19 protein-coding genes are annotated in these 20,128 nt (G+C 53.2%); all 19 read left to right on the top strand.

From position 1 onward, the window contains the following. Positions 1-8 precede the first annotated feature (8 nt). Positions 9-1,877: a tRNA uridine-5-carboxymethylaminomethyl(34) synthesis enzyme MnmG gene (gene mnmG, locus NP603_RS01315; protein WP_256609110.1), complete on the top strand. Its 1,869-nt coding sequence runs from the start codon at positions 9-11 to the stop codon at positions 1,875-1,877. After that, positions 1,877-2,503, top strand: a complete 627-nt coding sequence (rsmG, locus tag NP603_RS01320; RefSeq protein WP_256609111.1) for a 16S rRNA (guanine(527)-N(7))-methyltransferase RsmG — start codon at positions 1,877-1,879, stop codon at positions 2,501-2,503. Before mnmG ends, rsmG begins: the two co-directional genes overlap by 1 nt. Next, positions 2,496-3,269, top strand: coding sequence for a ParA family protein (locus NP603_RS01325; protein ID WP_256609112.1), 774 nt, complete (start codon positions 2,496-2,498; stop codon positions 3,267-3,269). Before rsmG ends, NP603_RS01325 begins: the two co-directional genes overlap by 8 nt. Further along, the gene (locus NP603_RS01330) at positions 3,269-4,120 is read left to right on the top strand and encodes a ParB/RepB/Spo0J family partition protein (RefSeq protein ID WP_256609113.1); all 852 of its coding nucleotides are present in this window, start codon (positions 3,269-3,271) and stop codon (positions 4,118-4,120) included. Before NP603_RS01325 ends, NP603_RS01330 begins: the two co-directional genes overlap by 1 nt. After that, positions 4,104-4,277: a hypothetical protein gene (locus NP603_RS01335; RefSeq protein ID WP_256609114.1), complete on the top strand. Its 174-nt coding sequence runs from the start codon at positions 4,104-4,106 to the stop codon at positions 4,275-4,277. The genes NP603_RS01330 and NP603_RS01335 overlap by 17 nt, the downstream gene beginning before the upstream one ends. A gap of 112 nt (positions 4,278-4,389) precedes the next feature. Continuing rightward, entirely contained in the window at positions 4,390-4,758 is a 369-nt protein-coding gene (locus NP603_RS01340; RefSeq protein WP_256609115.1) for an ATP synthase subunit I, read from the top strand. A 19-nt stretch (positions 4,759-4,777) separates the two neighbouring features. Beyond that, positions 4,778-5,542 carry a F0F1 ATP synthase subunit A gene (atpB, locus tag NP603_RS01345; RefSeq protein ID WP_256609116.1) on the top strand — a complete coding sequence of 255 codons (765 nt, stop codon included), beginning with the start codon at positions 4,778-4,780 and terminating at the stop codon, positions 5,540-5,542. Between the two features lie 42 nt (positions 5,543-5,584). Further along, positions 5,585-5,869, top strand: coding sequence for a F0F1 ATP synthase subunit C (gene atpE / locus NP603_RS01350; RefSeq protein WP_020484117.1), 285 nt, complete (start codon positions 5,585-5,587; stop codon positions 5,867-5,869). A gap of 100 nt (positions 5,870-5,969) precedes the next feature. Further along, positions 5,970-6,443 carry a F0F1 ATP synthase subunit B gene (locus tag NP603_RS01355; RefSeq protein ID WP_054760810.1) on the top strand — a complete coding sequence of 158 codons (474 nt, stop codon included), beginning with the start codon at positions 5,970-5,972 and terminating at the stop codon, positions 6,441-6,443. A gap of 3 nt (positions 6,444-6,446) precedes the next feature. Then, positions 6,447-6,977, top strand: a complete 531-nt coding sequence (locus tag NP603_RS01360; RefSeq protein ID WP_256609117.1) for a F0F1 ATP synthase subunit delta — start codon at positions 6,447-6,449, stop codon at positions 6,975-6,977. Positions 6,978-6,998: 21 nt separating this feature from the next. Next, positions 6,999-8,540 (top strand): F0F1 ATP synthase subunit alpha, encoded by a 1,542-nt coding sequence (gene atpA / locus NP603_RS01365; RefSeq protein ID WP_256609118.1) that lies wholly within the window; start codon positions 6,999-7,001, stop codon positions 8,538-8,540. An 11-nt stretch (positions 8,541-8,551) separates the two neighbouring features. Next, positions 8,552-9,415: a F0F1 ATP synthase subunit gamma gene (gene atpG, locus NP603_RS01370; protein WP_256609121.1), complete on the top strand. Its 864-nt coding sequence runs from the start codon at positions 8,552-8,554 to the stop codon at positions 9,413-9,415. A 45-nt stretch (positions 9,416-9,460) separates the two neighbouring features. Further along, the gene (atpD, locus tag NP603_RS01375) at positions 9,461-10,834 is read left to right on the top strand and encodes a F0F1 ATP synthase subunit beta (RefSeq protein ID WP_256609122.1); all 1,374 of its coding nucleotides are present in this window, start codon (positions 9,461-9,463) and stop codon (positions 10,832-10,834) included. Positions 10,835-10,858: 24 nt separating this feature from the next. Further along, positions 10,859-11,281, top strand: coding sequence for a F0F1 ATP synthase subunit epsilon (locus tag NP603_RS01380; RefSeq protein WP_256609123.1), 423 nt, complete (start codon positions 10,859-10,861; stop codon positions 11,279-11,281). A 71-nt stretch (positions 11,282-11,352) separates the two neighbouring features. Further along, positions 11,353-12,825, top strand: a complete 1,473-nt coding sequence (gene glmU / locus NP603_RS01385) for a bifunctional UDP-N-acetylglucosamine diphosphorylase/glucosamine-1-phosphate N-acetyltransferase GlmU (RefSeq protein WP_256609124.1) — start codon at positions 11,353-11,355, stop codon at positions 12,823-12,825. Between the two features lies 1 nt (position 12,826). Continuing rightward, positions 12,827-14,662, top strand: coding sequence for a glutamine--fructose-6-phosphate transaminase (isomerizing) (glmS, locus tag NP603_RS01390; RefSeq protein WP_256609125.1), 1,836 nt, complete (start codon positions 12,827-12,829; stop codon positions 14,660-14,662). 626 nt (positions 14,663-15,288) lie between these two features. Beyond that, a complete protein-coding gene (locus tag NP603_RS01395) occupies positions 15,289-17,853 on the top strand; it encodes a glycogen/starch/alpha-glucan phosphorylase (protein ID WP_256609126.1) in 2,565 nt (854 codons plus the stop codon). 77 nt (positions 17,854-17,930) lie between these two features. Then, positions 17,931-19,199 (top strand): hydroxymethylglutaryl-CoA reductase, encoded by a 1,269-nt coding sequence (locus NP603_RS01400; RefSeq protein WP_256609127.1) that lies wholly within the window; start codon positions 17,931-17,933, stop codon positions 19,197-19,199. A 4-nt stretch (positions 19,200-19,203) separates the two neighbouring features. Next, positions 19,204-20,118 carry a UbiA family prenyltransferase gene (locus NP603_RS01405; protein WP_256609128.1) on the top strand — a complete coding sequence of 305 codons (915 nt, stop codon included), beginning with the start codon at positions 19,204-19,206 and terminating at the stop codon, positions 20,116-20,118. The last annotated feature ends 10 nt before the right edge of the window (positions 20,119-20,128 follow it).

Consider the following 20,128-nt stretch of genomic DNA (forward strand, 5'->3'; position numbering starts at 1 on the left):
GATTGCCTGTGAAATTCCAGAAAGACTTTGACGTGATCGTGGTCGGCGGCGGCCATGCCGGCACCGAGGCGGCGCTGGCGGCGGCGCGTACCGGTGCGCAAACGCTGTTGCTGACCCAAAACATCGAAACGTTGGGGCAGATGAGTTGCAACCCGGCGATCGGCGGCATCGGCAAGGGCCACTTGGTCAAGGAAGTCGATGCATTGGGCGGCATCATGGCCAAGGCTATCGATTTGGGCGGCATCCAGTTCCGGATTTTGAATGCCAGCAAAGGCCCGGCGGTGCGGGCAACTCGGGCCCAGGCCGACCGTATGCTTTACAAACAAGCGGTGCGCAGCGCGTTGGAAAATCAGCCCAATCTGGCGCTGTTTCAACAAACCGTATCCGATTTGATCGTGCAAGGCGACCGCGTTACCGGCGTCAAAACCCAGATGGGTTTGGAATTTAACGCCAAGGCCGTGGTGTTGACTGCCGGCACCTTTTTGGCCGGCCGTATCCATATCGGCCTGGAAAATTACAGCGGCGGTCGCGCCGGCGATGCGGCTTCCATTGCCTTGGCCGAACGCTTGCGCGAATTGCCGTTCCGCATCGGCCGTTTGAAAACCGGTACCCCGGCCCGGATCGACGGCCGCACCATCGATTACAGCAAGTTGCAGGAGCAGCATGGCGACACGCCAGTGCCGGTATTTTCGTTCATGGGCAATCGCCAGCAGCACCCGCGCCAGGTTTGTTGCCATATCACGCGGACCAATCAGGAAACCCACGACATCATCCGTTCCGGCTTGGATCGCTCGCCGATGTATTCCGGCATCATCGAAGGCGTCGGTCCGCGTTACTGCCCGTCGATCGAAGACAAAGTAGTGCGCTTTGCCGACCGCGATTCGCACCAGATTTTCGTCGAACCGGAAGGTTTGAATACCAACGAAGTCTATCCGAATGGTATTTCCACCAGCTTGCCGTTCGATATCCAGTATCGTTTCATCCGTACCATGCTCGGTTTCGAAAATGCCGAAATCGTCCGTCCCGGTTACGCCATCGAATACGACTTTTTCGATCCGCGCGATCTGAAGATGTCGCTGGAAACCAAGCACATGAATGCGCTGTTCTTCGCCGGCCAGATAAACGGCACCACCGGCTATGAAGAAGCGGCGGCGCAAGGCTTGATCGCCGGTTTAAACGCCGCGCGGCTGGCAAAAGGCCTGGAGAGCTGGTGCCCCGGCCGCGAAGAAGCTTACATTGGCGTGATGATCGACGACTTGATTACCCGCGGGACCTCCGAGCCGTACCGAATGTTTACCAGCCGGGCCGAATACCGCTTGCAGTTGCGCGAAGATAACGCCGATCTGCGTTTGACCGAACAAGGCCGCGCGTTGGGCTTAGTCGACGACGAACGTTGGCGCCGGTTCGAGGAAAAGCGCGAAGCGATTGCCAATCTGCAAGGCAAGCTGGCGAAAAAGTGGATCAGAGCCGAATCCGACGAAGCAGCGTTGGCCGAGCAGTATTGGGGTAAAAAGTTGGTCAAGGAAGCCAGCTTGATGGACATGCTGCGCCGCCCGGAAGTCGATATCGAAAATCTGTTAACCTTCACCGATGAGACCGAAGTCGACGAGCAAGTTGCCGAGCAGGTGGCGATTCAGGCCAAATATGCCGGCTATATCGACCGTCAGCAAACCGAAATCAGCCGTACTCAGCGCTACGAGCATTTGAAATTGCCGGAAAACGTCGATTACAGTCTGGTGTCCGGCCTGTCCAACGAAGTTAGCGAAAAGCTGAAAAAACAGCGCCCGGAAACCCTGGGCCAAGCTTCGCGGATTCCCGGCGTGACGCCGGCGGCGATTTCGTTGTTGTTGGTGCATCTGAAAAAGAAAAGCGCCTGATGCAAGCCTGCCGGGAAAAATTGCAGCAAGGCCTTGCTGCCTTGGCGTTGAGTTTGTCTGCCGAGCAAATCGAGTCGTTGCTCAAGTTCGTACAGTTGATTGCAAAATGGAACAAAGCCTATAACCTGACCGCCGTGCGCGAGCCGCTGGAAATGGTCGGTTTGCACATTCTGGATAGCCTGGCCGTATTGCCGCACTTGAAGCCGTCCCGCATCGCCGACATCGGTACCGGCGCCGGGTTGCCCGGCATACCGTTGGCAATTTGCCGCCCCGAATGCAAGTTCGTGCTGGTCGATTCCAATTCCAAGAAAACCCGTTTCGTGCAGCAAGCCGTGCTGGAATTGAAGCTGCGTAATGTCGAAGTGGTGCATAGCCGGGTCGAGCAGTTTCAACCTGCCGAATTGTTTGACATGGTGTTGATGCGGGCTTTCGCCTCGATGCCGGACATCGTTAAAATGACCGGCCATTTATTGGCCGACGACGGCGCGTTATTGGCGATGAAAGGCCAGCAGCCTGTCGAAGAGTTGGCTGGAATCGACGCCGAATACCAAGTGATCCCGTTGGCGGTGCCTGGCATAGATGCCGAGCGTTGTCTGATTCGCATAGAGAGACTCAAGCATGGCTAAGATAATCGCGATCACCAACCAAAAAGGCGGTGTCGGCAAGACCACGACCAGCGTCAATCTGGCGGCCGCGTTGGCCGCTACCAAACGCAAAGTTCTGTTGATCGACCTCGATCCGCAAGGCAATGCCGCGATGGGCTGCGGCGTCAACAAGGACGAGCTGGAATATTCCAGTTGCGAGTTGTTGCTGGAAGAGGTGCCGGTCTCGGGCATCATCGTCAAGAACAAGGATTTGGGTTTCGACTTGATTCCGGGTAACGCCGACCTGACTGCCGCCGAAGTGCAATTGATGACGGCCCTGCATCGGGAGCGGCGTCTGGCCGATGCGTTGTTGCCAGTCAAAGACCAGTACGATTACATTTTGATCGACTGTCCGCCGTCGTTGAACATGCTGACGCTGAACGCCATGGTCGCCGCCCACAGCGTTTTGATTCCGATGCAATGCGAGTATTACTCGCTGGAAGGCTTGTCGTCGTTGATGTCGACCTTGCGCAATATTCGCGATACCGTGAATCCGGGTTTGCATTTGGAAGGCATACTCAGAACTATGGTCGATAGCCGGAGCCGGTTGGGCAAGGACGTGTCTGACCAATTGATCGAATATTTCGGCGACAAAGTGTTCCGGACCACGATTCCCCGGAATATCCGCTTAGCCGAGGCACCCAGCCACGGTGTGCCGGTCTTGGCTTACGATAAAGCGTCGCGCGGTGCGGTCGCCTATATCGCGTTGGCCGGCGAATTGATCCGCAAACACAAAGCAGCCAAATGATGAATCCGAAAAAACGCGGTTTGGGCCGAGGATTGAGCGAGTTGCTCGGCGATGTTTCGGCGCCGGCTCCGGAAAAGACTCACGATACGCAAAAGCTGCCGATCGAATTTCTGCAACGCGGCAAGTACCAGCCCCGTAAGGATATGGATCCCGAAAAGCTGAAAGAGCTGTCCGATTCGATTGCTGCGCAAGGCATCATTCAACCGATTGTCGTGCGCAAAATCGCCGCCGAGAAATACGAAATCATCGCCGGCGAGCGGCGTTGGCGCGCCGCCCAGTTGGCGGAGCTGGCCGAAGTGCCGGTGTTGGTGAAGGATATCGACGACCGTTCGGTAATGGCGATCGCCTTGATCGAAAACATCCAACGCGAGGATTTGAATGCGCTGGAAGAGGCCGAAGCCTTGCACCGCTTGCAGGACGAGTTCGAGCTGACACATCAACAGATCGCCGAAGCGGTCGGCAAGTCGCGCACCACGGTAACCAATTTATTGCGCTTGCTGGAATTGGCCGGCGAAGTCAAAACCATGCTGGGCAAAGGCTTGTTGGAAATGGGCCATGCCCGAGCCCTGTTGGGTTTGGACGAATCGAAACAGGTTGAAATTGCTCACAAAGCGGTCAAGCAAAGCCTGAGCGTGCGGGCAGTGGAAAAACTGGTGCGCGAGATGCACGAAGAAAAGCCGGCGGTTCAGACGAAGAGAATCGACCCCGATACGTTGCGTTTGCAGCGGGAGCTGTCGGAACGTACCGGAGCCAAGGTCGAGATCAATCATCAGGCCGGCGGCAAGGGCAAGTTGATCATCAACTACACCAGTCTGGAAGAGCTGGAAGGTATCATTGGGAAAATTCACTGATGCGGCGGATTGTCGCAAGCCCTTGTCGGTTTGTCGTATCTGCGACAAGGATTTCATGGCAAACCTTAGAAAAACTATTGATTTTAATGCTGGCATAGCTATTGCTGTGTACGGCGGAGCGTTAGTTGCATTGCAGGCGCCTTTTTCGATTTCTTGATTGCGGTTCAAAGCCTTAGCTCAAGACCGGATCAGGCCCGATGGCGCCCTTTCCTTGCGTAAACGGCGATGGCTGGATATAATCGCCGCGCTTAACGGTCGAGGAGAATTTTATGGCAGTCGAAAATTCGTTTTCAACTGTCAGACGGGTTTTGTATGCGCAGGTCCTGATGGCTACGTTAGTGGCGTCGGGATTTTTATTGATGGGCGGCTGGAAAACCGCAATGTCGCCGCTGATTGGCGGTGGCGTGGCCTTGATTCCCAATCTTTATTTCGCGTACAAAGTCTATCTCGCCAGGTACCAGGAAGCGTCCGGCATCGTCAAGGCGTTCTATACCGGCGAGACGGTCAAGTTGCTGCTCACGGCGGCATTGTTCGCGATGGTATTGCAAATCCCTTGGATTAATTTTTTAACGCTGCTGGTTGGCTATATCGCAGTGTTGTCGGTTTTTTGGTTCGCGCTTTTTTATTGGCGCGGTTAGTTTTTATTTGAGAGGCAAAATGGCTAGTGAAGGCGGCGCAACCGGTTACATAGTCCACCACTTAACCCCGTTGTCGGTTGGTGAGGGATTTTGGAAATTGCATCTGGATACCTTGTTTTTTTCCGTGTTTTTGGGCGGATTGTTCATTTTGTTTTTTAAATCGGTTGCCGAACGGGCAACCTCCGGCGTTCCCGGCTTGGCGCAAAATATCGCCGAAATGTTGGTCGAGTTCGTCGATACGCAGGTCAAGGATAGTTTTCACGGCCGTAGCGCGTTGATCGCACCGTTGGCGTTGACCATTTTCTGCTGGGTATTCCTCTGGAATGCGATGGATATGCTGCCGGTGGATTTGCTGCCGATGATCGGCAGCTTGATGGGCATGGAATACATGCGCGTCGTGCCGAGTACCGATTTGAATGGCACCTTCGCCCTGTCTATAAGCGTATTTTTCCTGATTTTCTTTTACAGTATTAAAGTCAAAGGCTTGGCCGGTTTTGCCCACGAAATGACTTGCACGCCGTTCGGCCCGAAAATGATGCCGTTCAATCTGCTGCTGAAAACTGTCGAGGAGCTGGCCAAGCCAATCTCATTGGGTCTGCGGCTATTCGGCAACCTTTACGCCGGCGAGCTGGTCTTCATTCTGATCGCATTGTTGCCTCCGATCGTGCAGCCTTTGCTGGGCTTCCCTTGGGCCGTATTCCATATTCTGGTAATCACTTTGCAGGCATTCATATTTATGGTCTTGACCATCGTTTACCTGAGTCTGGCCTGCGAAGACCACTAACCGTTTTATTTTTTACATTCATATCAATCTTTAGGAGACATTATGGAACTCGCATCATTAATCGCCAACGTTCAAGGCTTCACCGTTATTGCCGTCGGTATCATTCTGGGATTGGGCGCGATCGGTACCGCTATCGGTTTCGGCCTGTTGGGCGGTAAATTCCTGGAAGGCGCAGCCCGCCAGCCTGAATTGGTACCGATGCTGCAAGTCAAAATGTTCATCATCGCCGGTTTGCTCGACGCGGTAACCATGATCGGCGTGGGTTTGGCTCTGATGTTGACTTTCGCAAACCCGTTCCTTTCTGCCGTTCAATCCGTTGCAGGTTAATCAACCCATTCATCTGTAATCCAGGCGCAAGCCTTTTGCGTGTCGTTTATTCACGACTGCGGACAGATAGACTAACAACGGCATTACGAGGAAAGCATCAATGAGTATCAATGCTACTCTGATCGGGCAGATGATCACTTTCACGCTTCTGGTGTGGTTCACCATGAAGTATGTCTGGCCGCCGATCATTGCTGCTCTGGAAGAGCGCAAAACCAAAATCGCGGAAGGTTTGGCTGCGGCGGAAAAAGGCCAGGAAGAAATCAGACTGGCCGAAAAGAAAGCCAAAAGCGTGTTGAAGGAAGCCAAAGAGCAGTCGGCAGAGATCGTCAGCGCCGCGCAAAAGCGCGCCAACCAATTAGTCGAAGAAGCCAAGGAACAAGCCAAGAAAGAAGGCGAACGCCTGCTGGAAGCAGCCAAAGCGCAAATCGAACAGGAAATGTTGCACGCCAAGGAAAGTTTGCGTAAGGAAGTTTCCTCTCTGGCTTTACGTGCCGCCGAACAGATTTTGAAAGAAGAAATCGACAAGGCCAAGCACCAAGACATTATCAGTAAAGCGGCAGAACAATTGGGTTAAGCGATGGCTGAAATATCGACATTAGCAAGACCTTACGCTCAGGCCGCGTTCAAGCGGGCCAAAGAAGCCGATGCTGCCCAAAACTGGTCCGATTCTTTAACGTTTTTGTCTTTGCTGGTCCAAGACGAGGCCTTGGCTGGAATCGTTGCCAACCCCAGAGTCAACAAACAGAATACAGCACAGTTGCTCCTGGATATTTGCCAGGATCAAATTCACGATGAAGCCAAAAACCTTCTCAAAGTGTTGATCGAGAACGACAAATTGCCTTTGTTGCCTCAGATTTCGGTAATGTTCGAACAGTATAGGGCCGACGACGAAGGTTATGTCAATGTCGAGCTGCAAAGCGCATACGCTTTGACAAAAGCCGAGCAAGGCAAATACGTCGCCATGCTCGAAAAGTTTTTGCAGAAAAAAGTCAACGCGTCAGTGTCTGTCGATAAATCGTTAATTGGGGGCATTCTCGCCAAAGCCGGCGACAAAGTCATCGACGGTTCCGTCAGAGGCCAGCTTCATCAATTAGCTAAAAGACTTTAAGAGTTAGAGCGGGAAAATAACATGCAATTAAATCCATCAGAAATAAGTGATCTGATCAAGAAGAAGATCGAGAACTTCGACGCCCACCTCGAGGCCCACACCGAGGGCACCGTAGTCAGCGTTACCGACGGTATCGTTCGGGTTCACGGTTTGTCTGAAGCAATGCAAGGTGAAATGCTGGAATTTCCTGGCGGCTCTTACGGCATGGCTTTAAACCTGGAAAGAGACTCTGTCGGTGTCGTTATGCTGGGTGCTTACCAGCACATCACCGAAGGAGACACCGTTAAATGCACCGGCCGGATTTTGGAAGTGCCTGTCGGCGAAGCGCTTTTGGGCCGCGTGGTGGATGCGCTGGGTAACCCGATCGACGGCAAAGGCGCGATCGAGACCAATCTGACCTCCCCAATCGAAAAAATCGCACCCGGCGTTATCGCGCGCCAATCGGTTGATCAACCGGTACAAATCGGTTTGAAATCGATTGACTCGATGATCCCGGTAGGTCGTGGCCAACGGGAATTGATCATTGGCGACCGCCAAACCGGCAAAACCGCGATTGCCGTCGATGCCATCATCAATCAAAAAGGCACCGGCATTAAATGTATTTATGTTGCGATCGGCCAAAAACGTTCGTCGATTGCCAACGTGGTGCGTAAGTTGGAAGAACACGGCGCGATGGAACATACCATCATCGTCGTCGCCTCGGCCTCCGAATCCGCTGCTCTGCAATTCATCGCGCCGTACACTGGTTGCTCGATGGGTGAATACTTCCGCGACAACGGCCAAGATGCGTTGATCATCTACGACGATTTGACCAAGCAAGCTTGGGCCTACCGTCAAATTTCTTTGTTGCTGCGTCGTCCGCCGGGACGTGAAGCCTATCCGGGCGACGTGTTCTACATCCACTCCCGTTTGCTGGAACGTGCTGCCCGTATCAATGCCGATGAAGTCGAGAAACTGACCGGCGGAAAAGTTAAGGGCAAAACCGGTTCGCTGACAGCGTTGCCGATTATCGAAACTCAAGGCGGCGACGTTTCCGCGTTCGTTCCGACTAACGTAATCTCAATCACCGACGGCCAGATCTTCCTGGAAACCGGTTTGTTCAACTCCGGTATCCGTCCTGCCGTGAACGCGGGTTTGTCGGTGTCGCGGGTTGGCGGTGCGGCGCAAACCAAGATCATCAAAAAATTGGGCGGCGGTATTCGTCTGGACTTGGCGCAGTTCCGCGAGTTGGCGGCATTTGCTCAGTTCGCTTCTGATCTGGACGAAAGTACCCGCAAACAGATCGAGCGCGGCCAACGCGTCACCGAACTGATGAAACAGAACCAATATGCGCCGATGTCGGTTGCGGAAATGGGCGTTTCGCTGTATGCGGCAAACAACGGATTTCTGGATAGCTTGGAAGTCAAACAAGTACGCGTATTCGAAGCGGCGCTGCTGGATTTCATGCGAAACGAGGAAGCCGAGTTGATGGCCAAAATCAACGAAAAAGGCGACTACAACGACGAAATCCAAAAAGGCATTCACGCGGCGATCGAGCGTTTCGTCAAGACTGCTAGCTGGTAAAGGACTCGCACATGGCTGTTGGTAAAGAGATACGATCAAAAATCGCGAGTATCAAGAATACTCAGAAGATTACTCGAGCCATGGAAATGGTGGCGGCGAGTAAGATGCGTAAAACCAAAGACCGTATGCAGGCTACCCGGCCTTACTCGAAAAAAATTGGCCAGATCATTCGGCATCTGGCCAAAGCCAATCCTGAGTACAAACATCCGTTCATGATCGAACGGGACGTTAAACGGGTAGGCATTATCGTGGTGAGTTCCGACCGTGGTTTATGCGGCGGCTTGAACGCCAACCTGTTCAGAAAGGTGCTGAGCGAAATGCACCAATGGCAAGGCAAAGGTGTCGCCGTCGATGTCTGCGCGATTGGCGGTAAGGGTGCTGCGTTCTTCAGTATGATCAACGCCAATTTGGTCGGTCAGGTTTCGAAGTTGGGCGACACACCGCACCAGAGTGACATTATCGGCCCGATCAAAATCATGCTGGATGCCTTTACTAACGGCGATATCGACGAGCTTTTCCTGCTCAGCAACGACTTTGTCAACACCATGACTCAAAAGCCGGTGATGCAGAAATTGTTGCCGGTATCGGTCGGCGAACTGGGCGAAGAGACAAAAGGCCGGTGGGATTACCTGTACGAGCCCAACGCCAAAGACGTATTGGACAGCCTATTGATTCGCTATGTCGAGTCAGCGGTATTCCAGGGTTTGGTCGAAAACAACGCCTGCGAACAGGCTGCACGGATGGTGGCGATGAAAAGCGCCTCCGATAACGCCGGCAACATCATCAAAGAATTGCAACTGGTCTACAACAAAGCCAGACAGGCCGCGATTACGCAGGAAATTTCCGAAATCGTCGCCGGCGCCGCCGCGGTGTAAGGCATTCAAGACAAGTTTAGATAGATTTTTATAGAGGACGACATAATGAGTTTGGGTAAAATCGTTCAAATCATCGGTGCGGTCGTCGACGTGGAATTTCCGCGCGACAACCTGCCGAAAGTATATGACGCGTTGAATGTCGAGGGCGGTCTGGTTCTGGAAGTTCAACAACAATTGGGCGACGGCGTGGTGCGGACCATTGCGATGGGTTCCACCGACGGTCTGAGCCGCGGCGTCAATGTGACCAACACCGGCGAGGCGATTAAAGTACCGGTAGGCCAAGCCACGCTGGGCCGCATCATGAACGTTCTCGGCGAAGCGATTGACGAAAAAGGCCCGATCGGCGAGAAAGAAAAATGGACCATCCACCGCGACGCCCCATCCTACGACGAACAAGCCCCCGCCAACGAATTGTTGGAAACCGGTATCAAGGTTATCGACTTGGTTTGCCCGTTCGCGAAAGGCGGTAAAGTCGGCCTGTTCGGCGGCGCCGGCGTGGGCAAGACCGTAAACATGATGGAATTGATCCGCAACATCGCGATCGAACATAGCGGTTACTCGGTATTCGCCGGCGTGGGCGAACGTACCCGCGAAGGTAACGACTTCTACCACGAAATGACCGACTCCAACGTTATCGATAAAGTATCGTTGGTTTACGGCCAGATGAACGAGCCACCGGGAAACCGTTTGCGGGTAGCGTTGACCGGTCTGACCATGGCCGAGTACTTCCGCGACGAGGGACGCGACGTACTGTTCTTCGTCGACAACATTTACCGTTACACGCTGGCCGGTACCGAAGTATCGGCATTGTTGGGCCGGATGCCGTCCGCGGTAGGTTACCAACCGACATTGGCGGAAGAAATGGGCGTACTGCAAGAACGCATTACCTCGACCAAAACCGGTTCCATCACCTCTATCCAAGCGGTTTATGTACCGGCGGACGACTTGACCGACCCGTCGCCTGCCACTACCTTCGCCCACTTGGACGCGACCGTGGTATTGTCGCGCCAAATCGCCGAATTGGGTATTTACCCTGCGATCGATCCGCTGGATTCCACCAGTCGTCAGTTGGATCCGTTGGTTATCGGCCAAGAACATTACGAAGTGGCGCGCTCGGTGCAAGGTATCCTGCAACGCTACAAAGAACTGCGCGATATTATTGCGATTTTGGGGATGGACGAATTGTCTGAGGAAGACAAATTGACTGTGGCCAGGGCTCGTAAAATCCAGCGTTTCCTGTCGCAACCGTTCTTCGTGGCTGAGGTCTTCACCGGTTCGCCAGGCAAATACGTTTCTCTGAAAGATACCATTGCCGGCTTCAAAGGTATCATCAGCGGCGAATACGACAGCCTGCCCGAACAAGCTTTCTATATGGTCGGCACGATTGACGAAGCCGTTGAAAAAGCCAAAGGCATGTAATCCGGCTCATAGGAGAGTTTTAACATGGCAATGACAATACATGTGGACATCGTCAGCGCCGAGGCGGAAATTTTTTCCGGCTTGGCGGAGATGGTGTTCGCGCCTGCCGAGTTGGGTGAAGTCGGTATCGCGCCGCGCCATGCGCCGCTGATTACTAAGCTGAAGCCCGGTGAAGTCAGGGTTAAAATCAGCGACAAAGAATCGCACGCGTTTTTCGTATCCGGCGGGTTTTTGGAAGTTCAGCCGCATTTGGTGACCGTGCTGGCCGAAACCGCGATCAGAGCTCACGACATTGACGAAGCGGCGGCATTGCAAGCCAAGGCCAGAGCGGAAGAAATGTTGCAAGACAAGTCCGGCAAATACGATTACGCGATCGCCCAAGCCGAATTGGCGCAAGCGGTTAACCAGTTGAAAACTCTGGACAGACTCAGAAAGCGTGGCGCATAAAATCCGATTTGCGTGAAAATTTAAGCCCGATAGCGTAACGTTATCGGGCTTTTTTTGTTTAAGGAATAGCGATGTCGATAAAAACCATTATTCTCGCCGCCGGCCAAGGTACGCGAATGCGCTCGTCCCGGCCGAAAGTACTGCACGAAATCGCCGATAAGGCGCTATTGCAACACGTCTACGAGACTGCGCGATCTCTGGAAAATAACCAAATCTACATCATTTACGGCCACGGTGGCGAGACGGTCAAGCAAACCTTGGCGTCGCTGGATGCCACCTGGATCGAACAAAAGCAGCAGTTAGGCACCGGACACGCCGTGCAACAGGCCATTCACTACGTCGACGACCCGGATACGGTGTTGATTCTGTATGGCGATGTGCCGTTACTGAAAGCAAAAACCCTAAATGCGCTATTGCATAAAGTCAGCCTGACCACTCTGGCTTTGTTAACGGTCAACTTGGACGACCCGACCGGCTATGGCCGCATTGTGCGTGACAAGGAACATGCGGTAGTGAAGATCGTTGAGCAAAAGGACGCCAACGAAGCCGAGTTGCAAATTACGGAAGGCAATACCGGCATCCTGGCCTGTAAAGGCAGCCAACTCAAACAGTGGCTGGCCAGGCTCGGTAACAACAACGCCCAAAACGAATACTATTTGACCGACATCATCGAAATGGCGGTGGAAGATGGCCTAACCATCGAAACCTGCCAGGCCGGCAGTGCCGATGAAGTGCTCGGGGTAAACAACCGGATGCAGCTCGCCCAGCTGGAACGCGTATACCAAGCCGAGCAAGCGCATTTCCTGATGGAAAAGGGTGTTACATTGCGCGACCCGGCTCGTATCGACATCCGCGGCGAATTTGCCGAACTGGGTCAGGACATCGATATCGATGTCAACGTTATTTTCGAAGGGACGAATCGAATAGGCTCTAACGTCAAAATAGGCCCTAACTGCCTGATCAAAAATTCGACGATTGCCGACGGCGTAGAAGTATTGGCGAACAGCGTAATTGAAGACGCCAGCGTCGGCAGCGGCAGTCGGATCGGCCCGTTTGCCAGGCTGCGGCCGCAAACCGAACTGGCCGACCACGTGCATATCGGCAATTTTGTCGAGATCAAAAAGTCGTCCGTTGCCAGCGGTAGCAAGATTAACCATTTAAGCTATATTGGCGATAGCGAAGTCGGCCGTAAAGTCAATATCGGTGCCGGTACCATCACTTGCAATTACGATGGCGTCAATAAGTTCAAAACCGTGATCGGCGATGGCGCGTTTATCGGTTCTGATACGCAGTTGGTAGCGCCGGTGACGGTGGGCAAAAATGCCACGATTGGCGCCGGTTCCACCATCACCAAGGATACGCCCGACGACCAATTGACGTTGAGCCGCACCAAGCAGCTTAGCGTACCGACTTGGCAAAGACCGGTTAAACTGGCGGAGATTGTTCCGGACAATTCTCCGCACTCCTCACATCCCTGTAAGTCGGCAGAGATTGTTCCGGACAATCTTCTGCACTCCCAACATTCCTGTAAGTCGGAGAAATAATATGTGTGGCATAGTCGCGGGCGTTGCCCAACGCAACGTGGTTCCGATTTTGATAGAAGGTTTGAAACGTCTGGAATACCGCGGGTACGACTCGGCCGGGCTGGCCGTGATCCAAAACGGCGAAATATTCCGGAAGCGTGAATTGGGCAAGGTTAAAGGACTGGAAGAATTGATTGCGGCCGATCCGATCGAAGGCCGTATTGGCATCGCCCACACACGCTGGGCCACCCACGGCAAGCCGAGTACTCGCAACGCACACCCTCACGTCAGTAAGGACCGGGTCGCGGTTGTCCACAACGGTATCATCGAAAACCACGATAACCTGCGCACCGCACTGCAGGAAAACGGCTACGTTTTCACGTCCGAAACCGATACCGAGGTCATCGTCCACAAGGTCGCCGAAGAATTGAAAGACTCCGGCAGCCTGCTCGATGCGGTCGGCAAAACCGTTAAAACCTTACGCGGCGCCTACGCGCTGGGTGTGATCGACAGCGAACAACCGGACGTACTGGTTGCCTGCCGTAAAGGCAGCCCGTTGGTGATCGGTATCGGTATCGGTGAATACTTCATCGCCTCCGACATTGCCGCGCTGCTGCCGGTCACGCAACGCTTCATCTTTCTGGAAGACGGCGACATCGCCGAATTGACCATCAACGGCGTCACTATTTTCGACGACGCCGGCCGCCGCGTCATTCGTCCGGTCATCGAAAGCCAGCTCAAGGCCGACGCAGTCGACAAAGGCAAATACCGCCACTACATGCTCAAGGAAATCTACGAGCAAGCCTGGGCGGTATCGGAAACCCTGGAAGGCCGTTTCATCGACAACCGCTTGCAGGATAATGCCTTTGGTCACAATGCCGGCGAAGTGTTTGACCAAATCAAATCGGTGCTGATTCTGGCTTGCGGTACTAGTTACCATGCCGGTTTGGTCGCCCGCTACTGGTTCGAGAAATACGCCCGCGTTCCTTGCGCAATCGAGATCGCCAGCGAATTTCGTTACCGTAACCCGGTCGTCGCCCCGGATACCCTGGTCGTCACTATTTCCCAGTCCGGCGAAACCGCCGATACTCTCGCCGCATTGCAGGAGGCTAAAAAGCTCGGCGTCAAACATTCCTTGGTGATCTGCAACGCGCCGGAAAGCTCCCTGGTGCGCGAATCAGATCTGGTGTTGATGACCCGCGCCGGCCCGGAAATCGGCGTCGCGTCGACCAAGGCCTTCACCACCCAGTTGGTCGCCCTGCTAATGCTTATCATCGCCATCGGCCGCCGCTTCGAACTCAGCGCCGAGAAAGAAGAGCACATCGTCTCGCAATTGTTCGCTTTGCCAGGCAACATCGAAAAAGTGCTGAAGCTGGACAATGCAATCGAATTGCTGTCGCAGCGATTTGCCGACAAGCACAATGCGCTGTTCCTCGGCCGCGGCACGCATTACCCGATTGCGATGGAAGGGGCCTTGAAGCTTAAGGAAATTTCCTACATCCACGCCGAAGCCTATCCGGCCGGGGAGTTGAAGCACGGCCCGCTGGCGTTGATCGACGCGGAAATGCCGGTGGTCACCGTGGCGCCGAATAACAATTTGCTGGAAAAGTTGAAATCCAACATCCAGGAAGTCAGCGCCCGGGGCGGTCAGCTGATCGTATTCATGGACGAAGATTTGGCCGAAAGCGACGCCGCCGACGAGAACGTGCAAATCGTCAAAATGCCCAGCGTTGCCAACGCCATCTCCCCGATTATTTATACGATACCGTTACAACTGCTTTCGTATCACGTCGCAGTGTTGAAAGGTACCGACGTCGACCAACCTCGCAATCTGGCGAAGTCGGTAACGGTGGAATAGCGGCGATGTTGGTGAAATGGATGTGTTTCGTGAGAATAAAGTCGTAAAACGTTTAATAAAGTCGTAAAAATTGTTTACACCACAGTGGTCCTTGAATGGCCACTGCAGGTGTAACGTACACTCTAATATCTTTCGCTGCATTAGCAGTATTTGATATCGATAATTCCTATCCTTAAGCATCAGCATTATTGGGCAGATTACGTATTCGGATTAAATCAGCCCCAATTCCAAAGTCAAAACCGCCAGGAATTCCAATCGAAACCCGCTAGTGGCGCCGATCGGCCATTATGTGAAGCTTCCATTTATGCATAGTAAGTAATCACGTAAGCGCTTAGCAATAAGTCGACAAGTGCACGATCTTTTCCAAGCCCCATCTTCATAGCGCTTGGCAACAAGCAATACATGTGGATTTTTTGCTAGGCGCTTATCACTTGGCACGCCATATTCGACAATTTTGGATTGTTTGTTTCGATAAAACTCCTCAGCGTCAGAGAGTAATCTGTTGACTAGAAGTCAGTGAAATCTGGACAAGATAAGAGTACATTGGTCATATGAAATGGCCGGAAATTCGCGGATTTTGCTCGTGCCAGTAACTATTTTTTCACGCGTCCATAATACGGCACTTAATGCACTCCAAGAATAGAATCAGCGATCCTCGAATCGAAGAACTGCTAACGGTTGTTCAGTCTCGCACCAGTCTCAGTGCCCATTCTATCAAACAGGGCATCCTCGAACATTTGATATACAGTCTGGGAAGGTCGCCCCACGAGGCCCCGAAACAAGCCTATTACAAGGCTTTGGCATTCGCTATACGGGACCGTTTGCAGCACCGGTGGATTAATACTGTCCAGAATTATTTAAAAGGCGTTCGCCTAAAAAAAGACGTCAAAGTCGTCTGCTATTTTTCAGCCGAATTCATGATAGGCCCACAGCTTGAAAATAGCCTGATCAATCTCGGTATCGAGCCCGAGGTTCGTAAAGCAGTTGCTGATTTGGGTAAGGACCTCGATGAATTAATAGCCTTGGAAGCTGAGCCAGGACTCGGAAACGGCGGGCTCGGCAGATTGGCGGCTTGTTATCTGGATTCTTTGGCGACCTTGGAGCGTCCTGCCATCGGCTACGGCATTCGTTATGAGTTCGGCATCTTCGACCAACATATCCGCGACGGCTGGCAAGTGGAAATGACCGACAAATGGTTACGCGGCGGCAATCCATGGGAAATCGCCAAGCCGGAAGTCGCCTATTACGTCGGATTCGGCGGCCATTCCGAATCTTACCGCGACAATAGGGGCGACATCCGCATGCGCTGGATTCCAGACCGCATGGTTAAGGGAGTGGCGTTCGACACACCGGTACCTGGCTATCGAGTCAATACCTGCAATACCCTTCGGTTATGGAGTGCCGAAGCCTGCGAGTCTTTTGATTTTCAGGCTTTCAATACCGGCGATTATTATCAGGCGGTGGAAGAGAAAGTTATATCCGAAACCCTAACTAAGGTTCTCTATCCCAACGACGAGCCGGAAGCCGGTAAAAAGCTTAGGTTATCGCAACAATATTTCTTCGTGTCCTGCTCACTACAGGACATGCTGCATTTGCTCGATATCACGGGGCAAGCCATAACGGAGTTTCCAGATCGTTTTGCCGCTCAACTGAACGATACCCATCCGGCCATCGCGGTAGCCGAATTGATGCGCCTGTTAATCGATGAACGATTATTGTCGTGGGATGATGCCTGGCAAATCACCTGTCGTACCTTCAGCTACACCAATCACACGCTGATGCCGGAGGCTTTGGAAGCTTGGTCCTTGGCCTTATTCCAGGATCTGCTGCCCCGTCATTTGGAAATCATTTATGAAATCAATCGCCATTTTCTGGATGAAGTCAGGCAACGCTATCCCGGCGATGACGAGCGTATCGCCAAGTTATCGTTGTTCGATGAAACCAACCTCAGGCACCTTCGCATGGCACATTTGGCCTGCGTTGGCAGTCATTCCATCAATGGCGTGGCGGAACTACATACTGAATTGCTGCAAACCAGTATATTGAAAGAGTTCTACGAACTTTGGCCTGTCCGGTTTAACAATAAGACCAATGGCGTGTCGCCGCGCCGGTTTATGGTATTAGCCAATCCGGACCTAACCGAGTTGATCACTGAAACGATAGGCCCACAATGGATCACGAGGACCGATCAACTCCAAAAGCTCGAAGCTTATGCCGAGGATCCAAACTTTCGACAACGTTGGCTGGCAGTAAAACACGACAATAAAGTCAGGCTTGCCGGATATATTCAAAAACAGATCGGTATCTCTCTTGATCCAAGTTGGTTATTCGATATTCAAATCAAACGTATCCATGAATACAAACGTCAGCACCTGAATCTACTTTACATTCTGACTCTGTATTGTCGTCTGAAACGAAATCCTACCTTGAAGCTGCCACCACAAGCCTTTATTTTCGCCGGCAAGGCCGCGCCTAATTACGCAATGGCTAAAAGCATCATCAAATTCATTCATGCCGTAGCCGAAACAATCAATCACGATCCGGAAATCAACTGTCTGTTGCGAGTTGTCTTCATCCCCAATTTCAATGTGCAGAAGAGCCAGATCATTTATCCTGCGGCGGACTTGTCCGAACAAATATCCCTGGCCGGTACAGAGGCCTCAGGCACCGGTAATATGAAATTTGCGTTGAACGGCGCATTAACCATAGGTACGCTGGATGGCGCCAATATCGAAATCCGTGAAAGAGTGGGGGCCGAGAATTTTTTCGACTTTGGTCATCAAGCATTTGAGGTGCAAAGACTCAAACGCGAAGGTTACAGCCCCTCCTCTTACATAGAAAACGATCAGCAATTAGCGGAAATCTTCCACTTATTGGACACTGGCCATTTTACTCATGGAGACCGGGAAATTCTCCTTCCGCTGTTGGACAATATTCGCTCGATTGACCCGTATATGGTTCTTGCGGACTATGCCGATTATATTTCCTGCCACGAGCGAATTTGCTCGCTTTGGCAAGATCAGGATAAATGGACAAGCATGTCTATATTGAATACGGCCAGATCAGGCTGTTTTTCGTCGGACCGAGCTATACGCGAATATTGTGATCAGATCTGGAAGGTTGGGCCGGTACCAATCAAATTACCGCCAGAGAATGCGGATAGACCGCTTGTCGAACACGACCAACGGTGAGATTAACCTGATAAATTTGACGGGAATATAAAACAGGTTTACTTTCCGATTCCACATTCCATTCTGAGAGGTGGATCATGTCAATTTCACGGCAACGCGCCAACCAGCATCTTTCCCGACTGCTGGAAAGTCACTCGCTGCAAGAGCTGGCCTCAAGACTGGCCCCGCGTTCTGATACGCCGGCGATTTCCATTCCCAAACATCATCACACATTAACTAGCGGGGAAATCGCAAAACGCTGGCACGCGCTCGGTGTCTCGGCGGAAATCCAGGCCCAGTTGCTGGATCCACAGACTGAACAGCAATATCGGAGTTATCAACACAACATCGAAAACTTCATCGGCACGGTAAAAGTACCCGTTGGATTGGTAGGGCCATTGCGGGTGAATGGCCTTTTCGCACAGGGCGATTTCGTACTACCGCTCGCCACCACCGAAGCCGCGCTGGTAGCGTCCTATAGTCGTGGCGCGCAACTCATTACCGAAGCCGGTGGCTGCACGGCGATGTTGTTGAGCGAGGGCGTCAGCCGCGCTCCCGGCTTTGCCTTCGAGAATTTGCGCGATGCCGGGCTATTCGTGGCTTGGGCGGTTACCCAAGAAGAGCAATTCCGTCTAGCCGCCGAGCGGACTACCCGGCATGGCAAACTCGCCGATCTGGAATTCACCGTAGAAGGCAATCATGTCTACCTGCGCTTTCAGTTTCTGACCGGCGATGCCGCCGGGCAAAACATGGTGACCATCGCCACTCAGGCCATTTGCGATTACATCATCGCCACCTCGCCACTCAAACCGAAATATTACTTTCTGGAAGCCAATTTTTCCGGCGATAAGAAAGCTAGCTTGCAATCGTTTCTGGCCGTGCGCGGCAAGAAAGTCACCGCGGAAGTGTTGATACCCGGTCCAATGATCAAAACCCATCTGCATACCTCGGCCGCCGCAATGGTCGATCATTGGCGCATGGCGGCGATAGGTGGCGTACTGAGTGGCACAATCGGTGTACAGGGCCATTACGCCAACGGTTTGGCCGCTTTGTATCTGGCTTGTGGGCAGGACGTTGCCTGTGTCGCCGAATCCGCCGTCGGAGTAACGCGCTTCGAACAGACCGAAAACCACGATTTATACGCCGCGGTGACGCTGCCCAATTTGATAGTGGGCAGCGTCGGCGGCGGCACCGGCCTGCCCAGCCAGCATGCCTGCCTGGAAATTGCCGGCTTTGCTGGCGCGGACAAGGCGCAGGCCTTTGCTGAAACCTGCGCCGCGCTGTGCCTGGCTGGTGAGCTTTCGATTGTTGGCGCGCTATGCGCCGGCGATTTCGCCCGCGCCCATCAAAAACTAGCACGGGGATAACGCGATGTGGAATGCAATCAAACAAAACCGCTGGTGGATTTATCAGCAAGAACGTTTTCCGGTGTTCGCGCACGGCACACTGATTGCCGTCTTCAGCTTGGCGGCCGTCGCTTATTCGGCCGTGCTAGGCGGGCGCTATGCCTTAGAACTCTCGGCCTTTGCGGTTGCCTTCGCCACCACATTCGGTTTTTTTCTCTTGTTACGCATCGCCGATGAATTCAAGGATTTCGAGGACGACTGCCGTTACCGTGCTTATCGCCCGGTCCCGCGCGGATTGATCGGTTTGAACGATCTGCGTTATCTGGCGATCATCGTTCTGGCATTACAGATGCTGGCGGCACTGCTGCTGCACGCGCCATTGGCAATGTTGTTGGTCTTGGTCTGGGTTTATCTGGGCTTGATGACAGTGGAGTTTTTCGCCGGTTCCTGGCTGCGGCGGCACCCAACGCCTTATATGTTGAGCCACATGCTGATCATGCCGCTGATTCAGCTTTATGCCAGCGCCTGCGATTGGCTGCCGCAAACTTCGACTCCGCCGGCCGGATTAAGCTGGTTTCTTGCCGCCAGCTATGCCAATGGCCTGGTGATCGAAATCGGCCGCAAGATTCGCGTGCCGGAAGACGAGGAACCCGGCGTCGAAACCTATTCGGTGCTGTGGGGACGCAAAACCGCCTGCCTCGTTTGGTTGAGCGCCATGGGCGCAGCCGGCGTTTTCGCATCGCTGGCGGCCGACCGTGTCGCTGTTGGAGGGCTCACAATAGTGCTGCTGAGCCTGGGTTGGATAATATCGGCGTTGCTGGCGTTTCACTTCCTAACCCAGACCCGGACCCAAAGCGGAAAAGCCATCGAGACCTGTTCCGGGCTTTGGACGCTGGCCTCCTATCTGTTGCTGGGACCAGTTGCGTTATTGATGGTTTGAGGTTGCAGCC

This window comes from Methylomonas aurea (assembly GCF_024505045.1).
Taxonomy (GTDB): domain Bacteria; phylum Pseudomonadota; class Gammaproteobacteria; order Methylococcales; family Methylomonadaceae; genus Methylomonas; species Methylomonas aurea.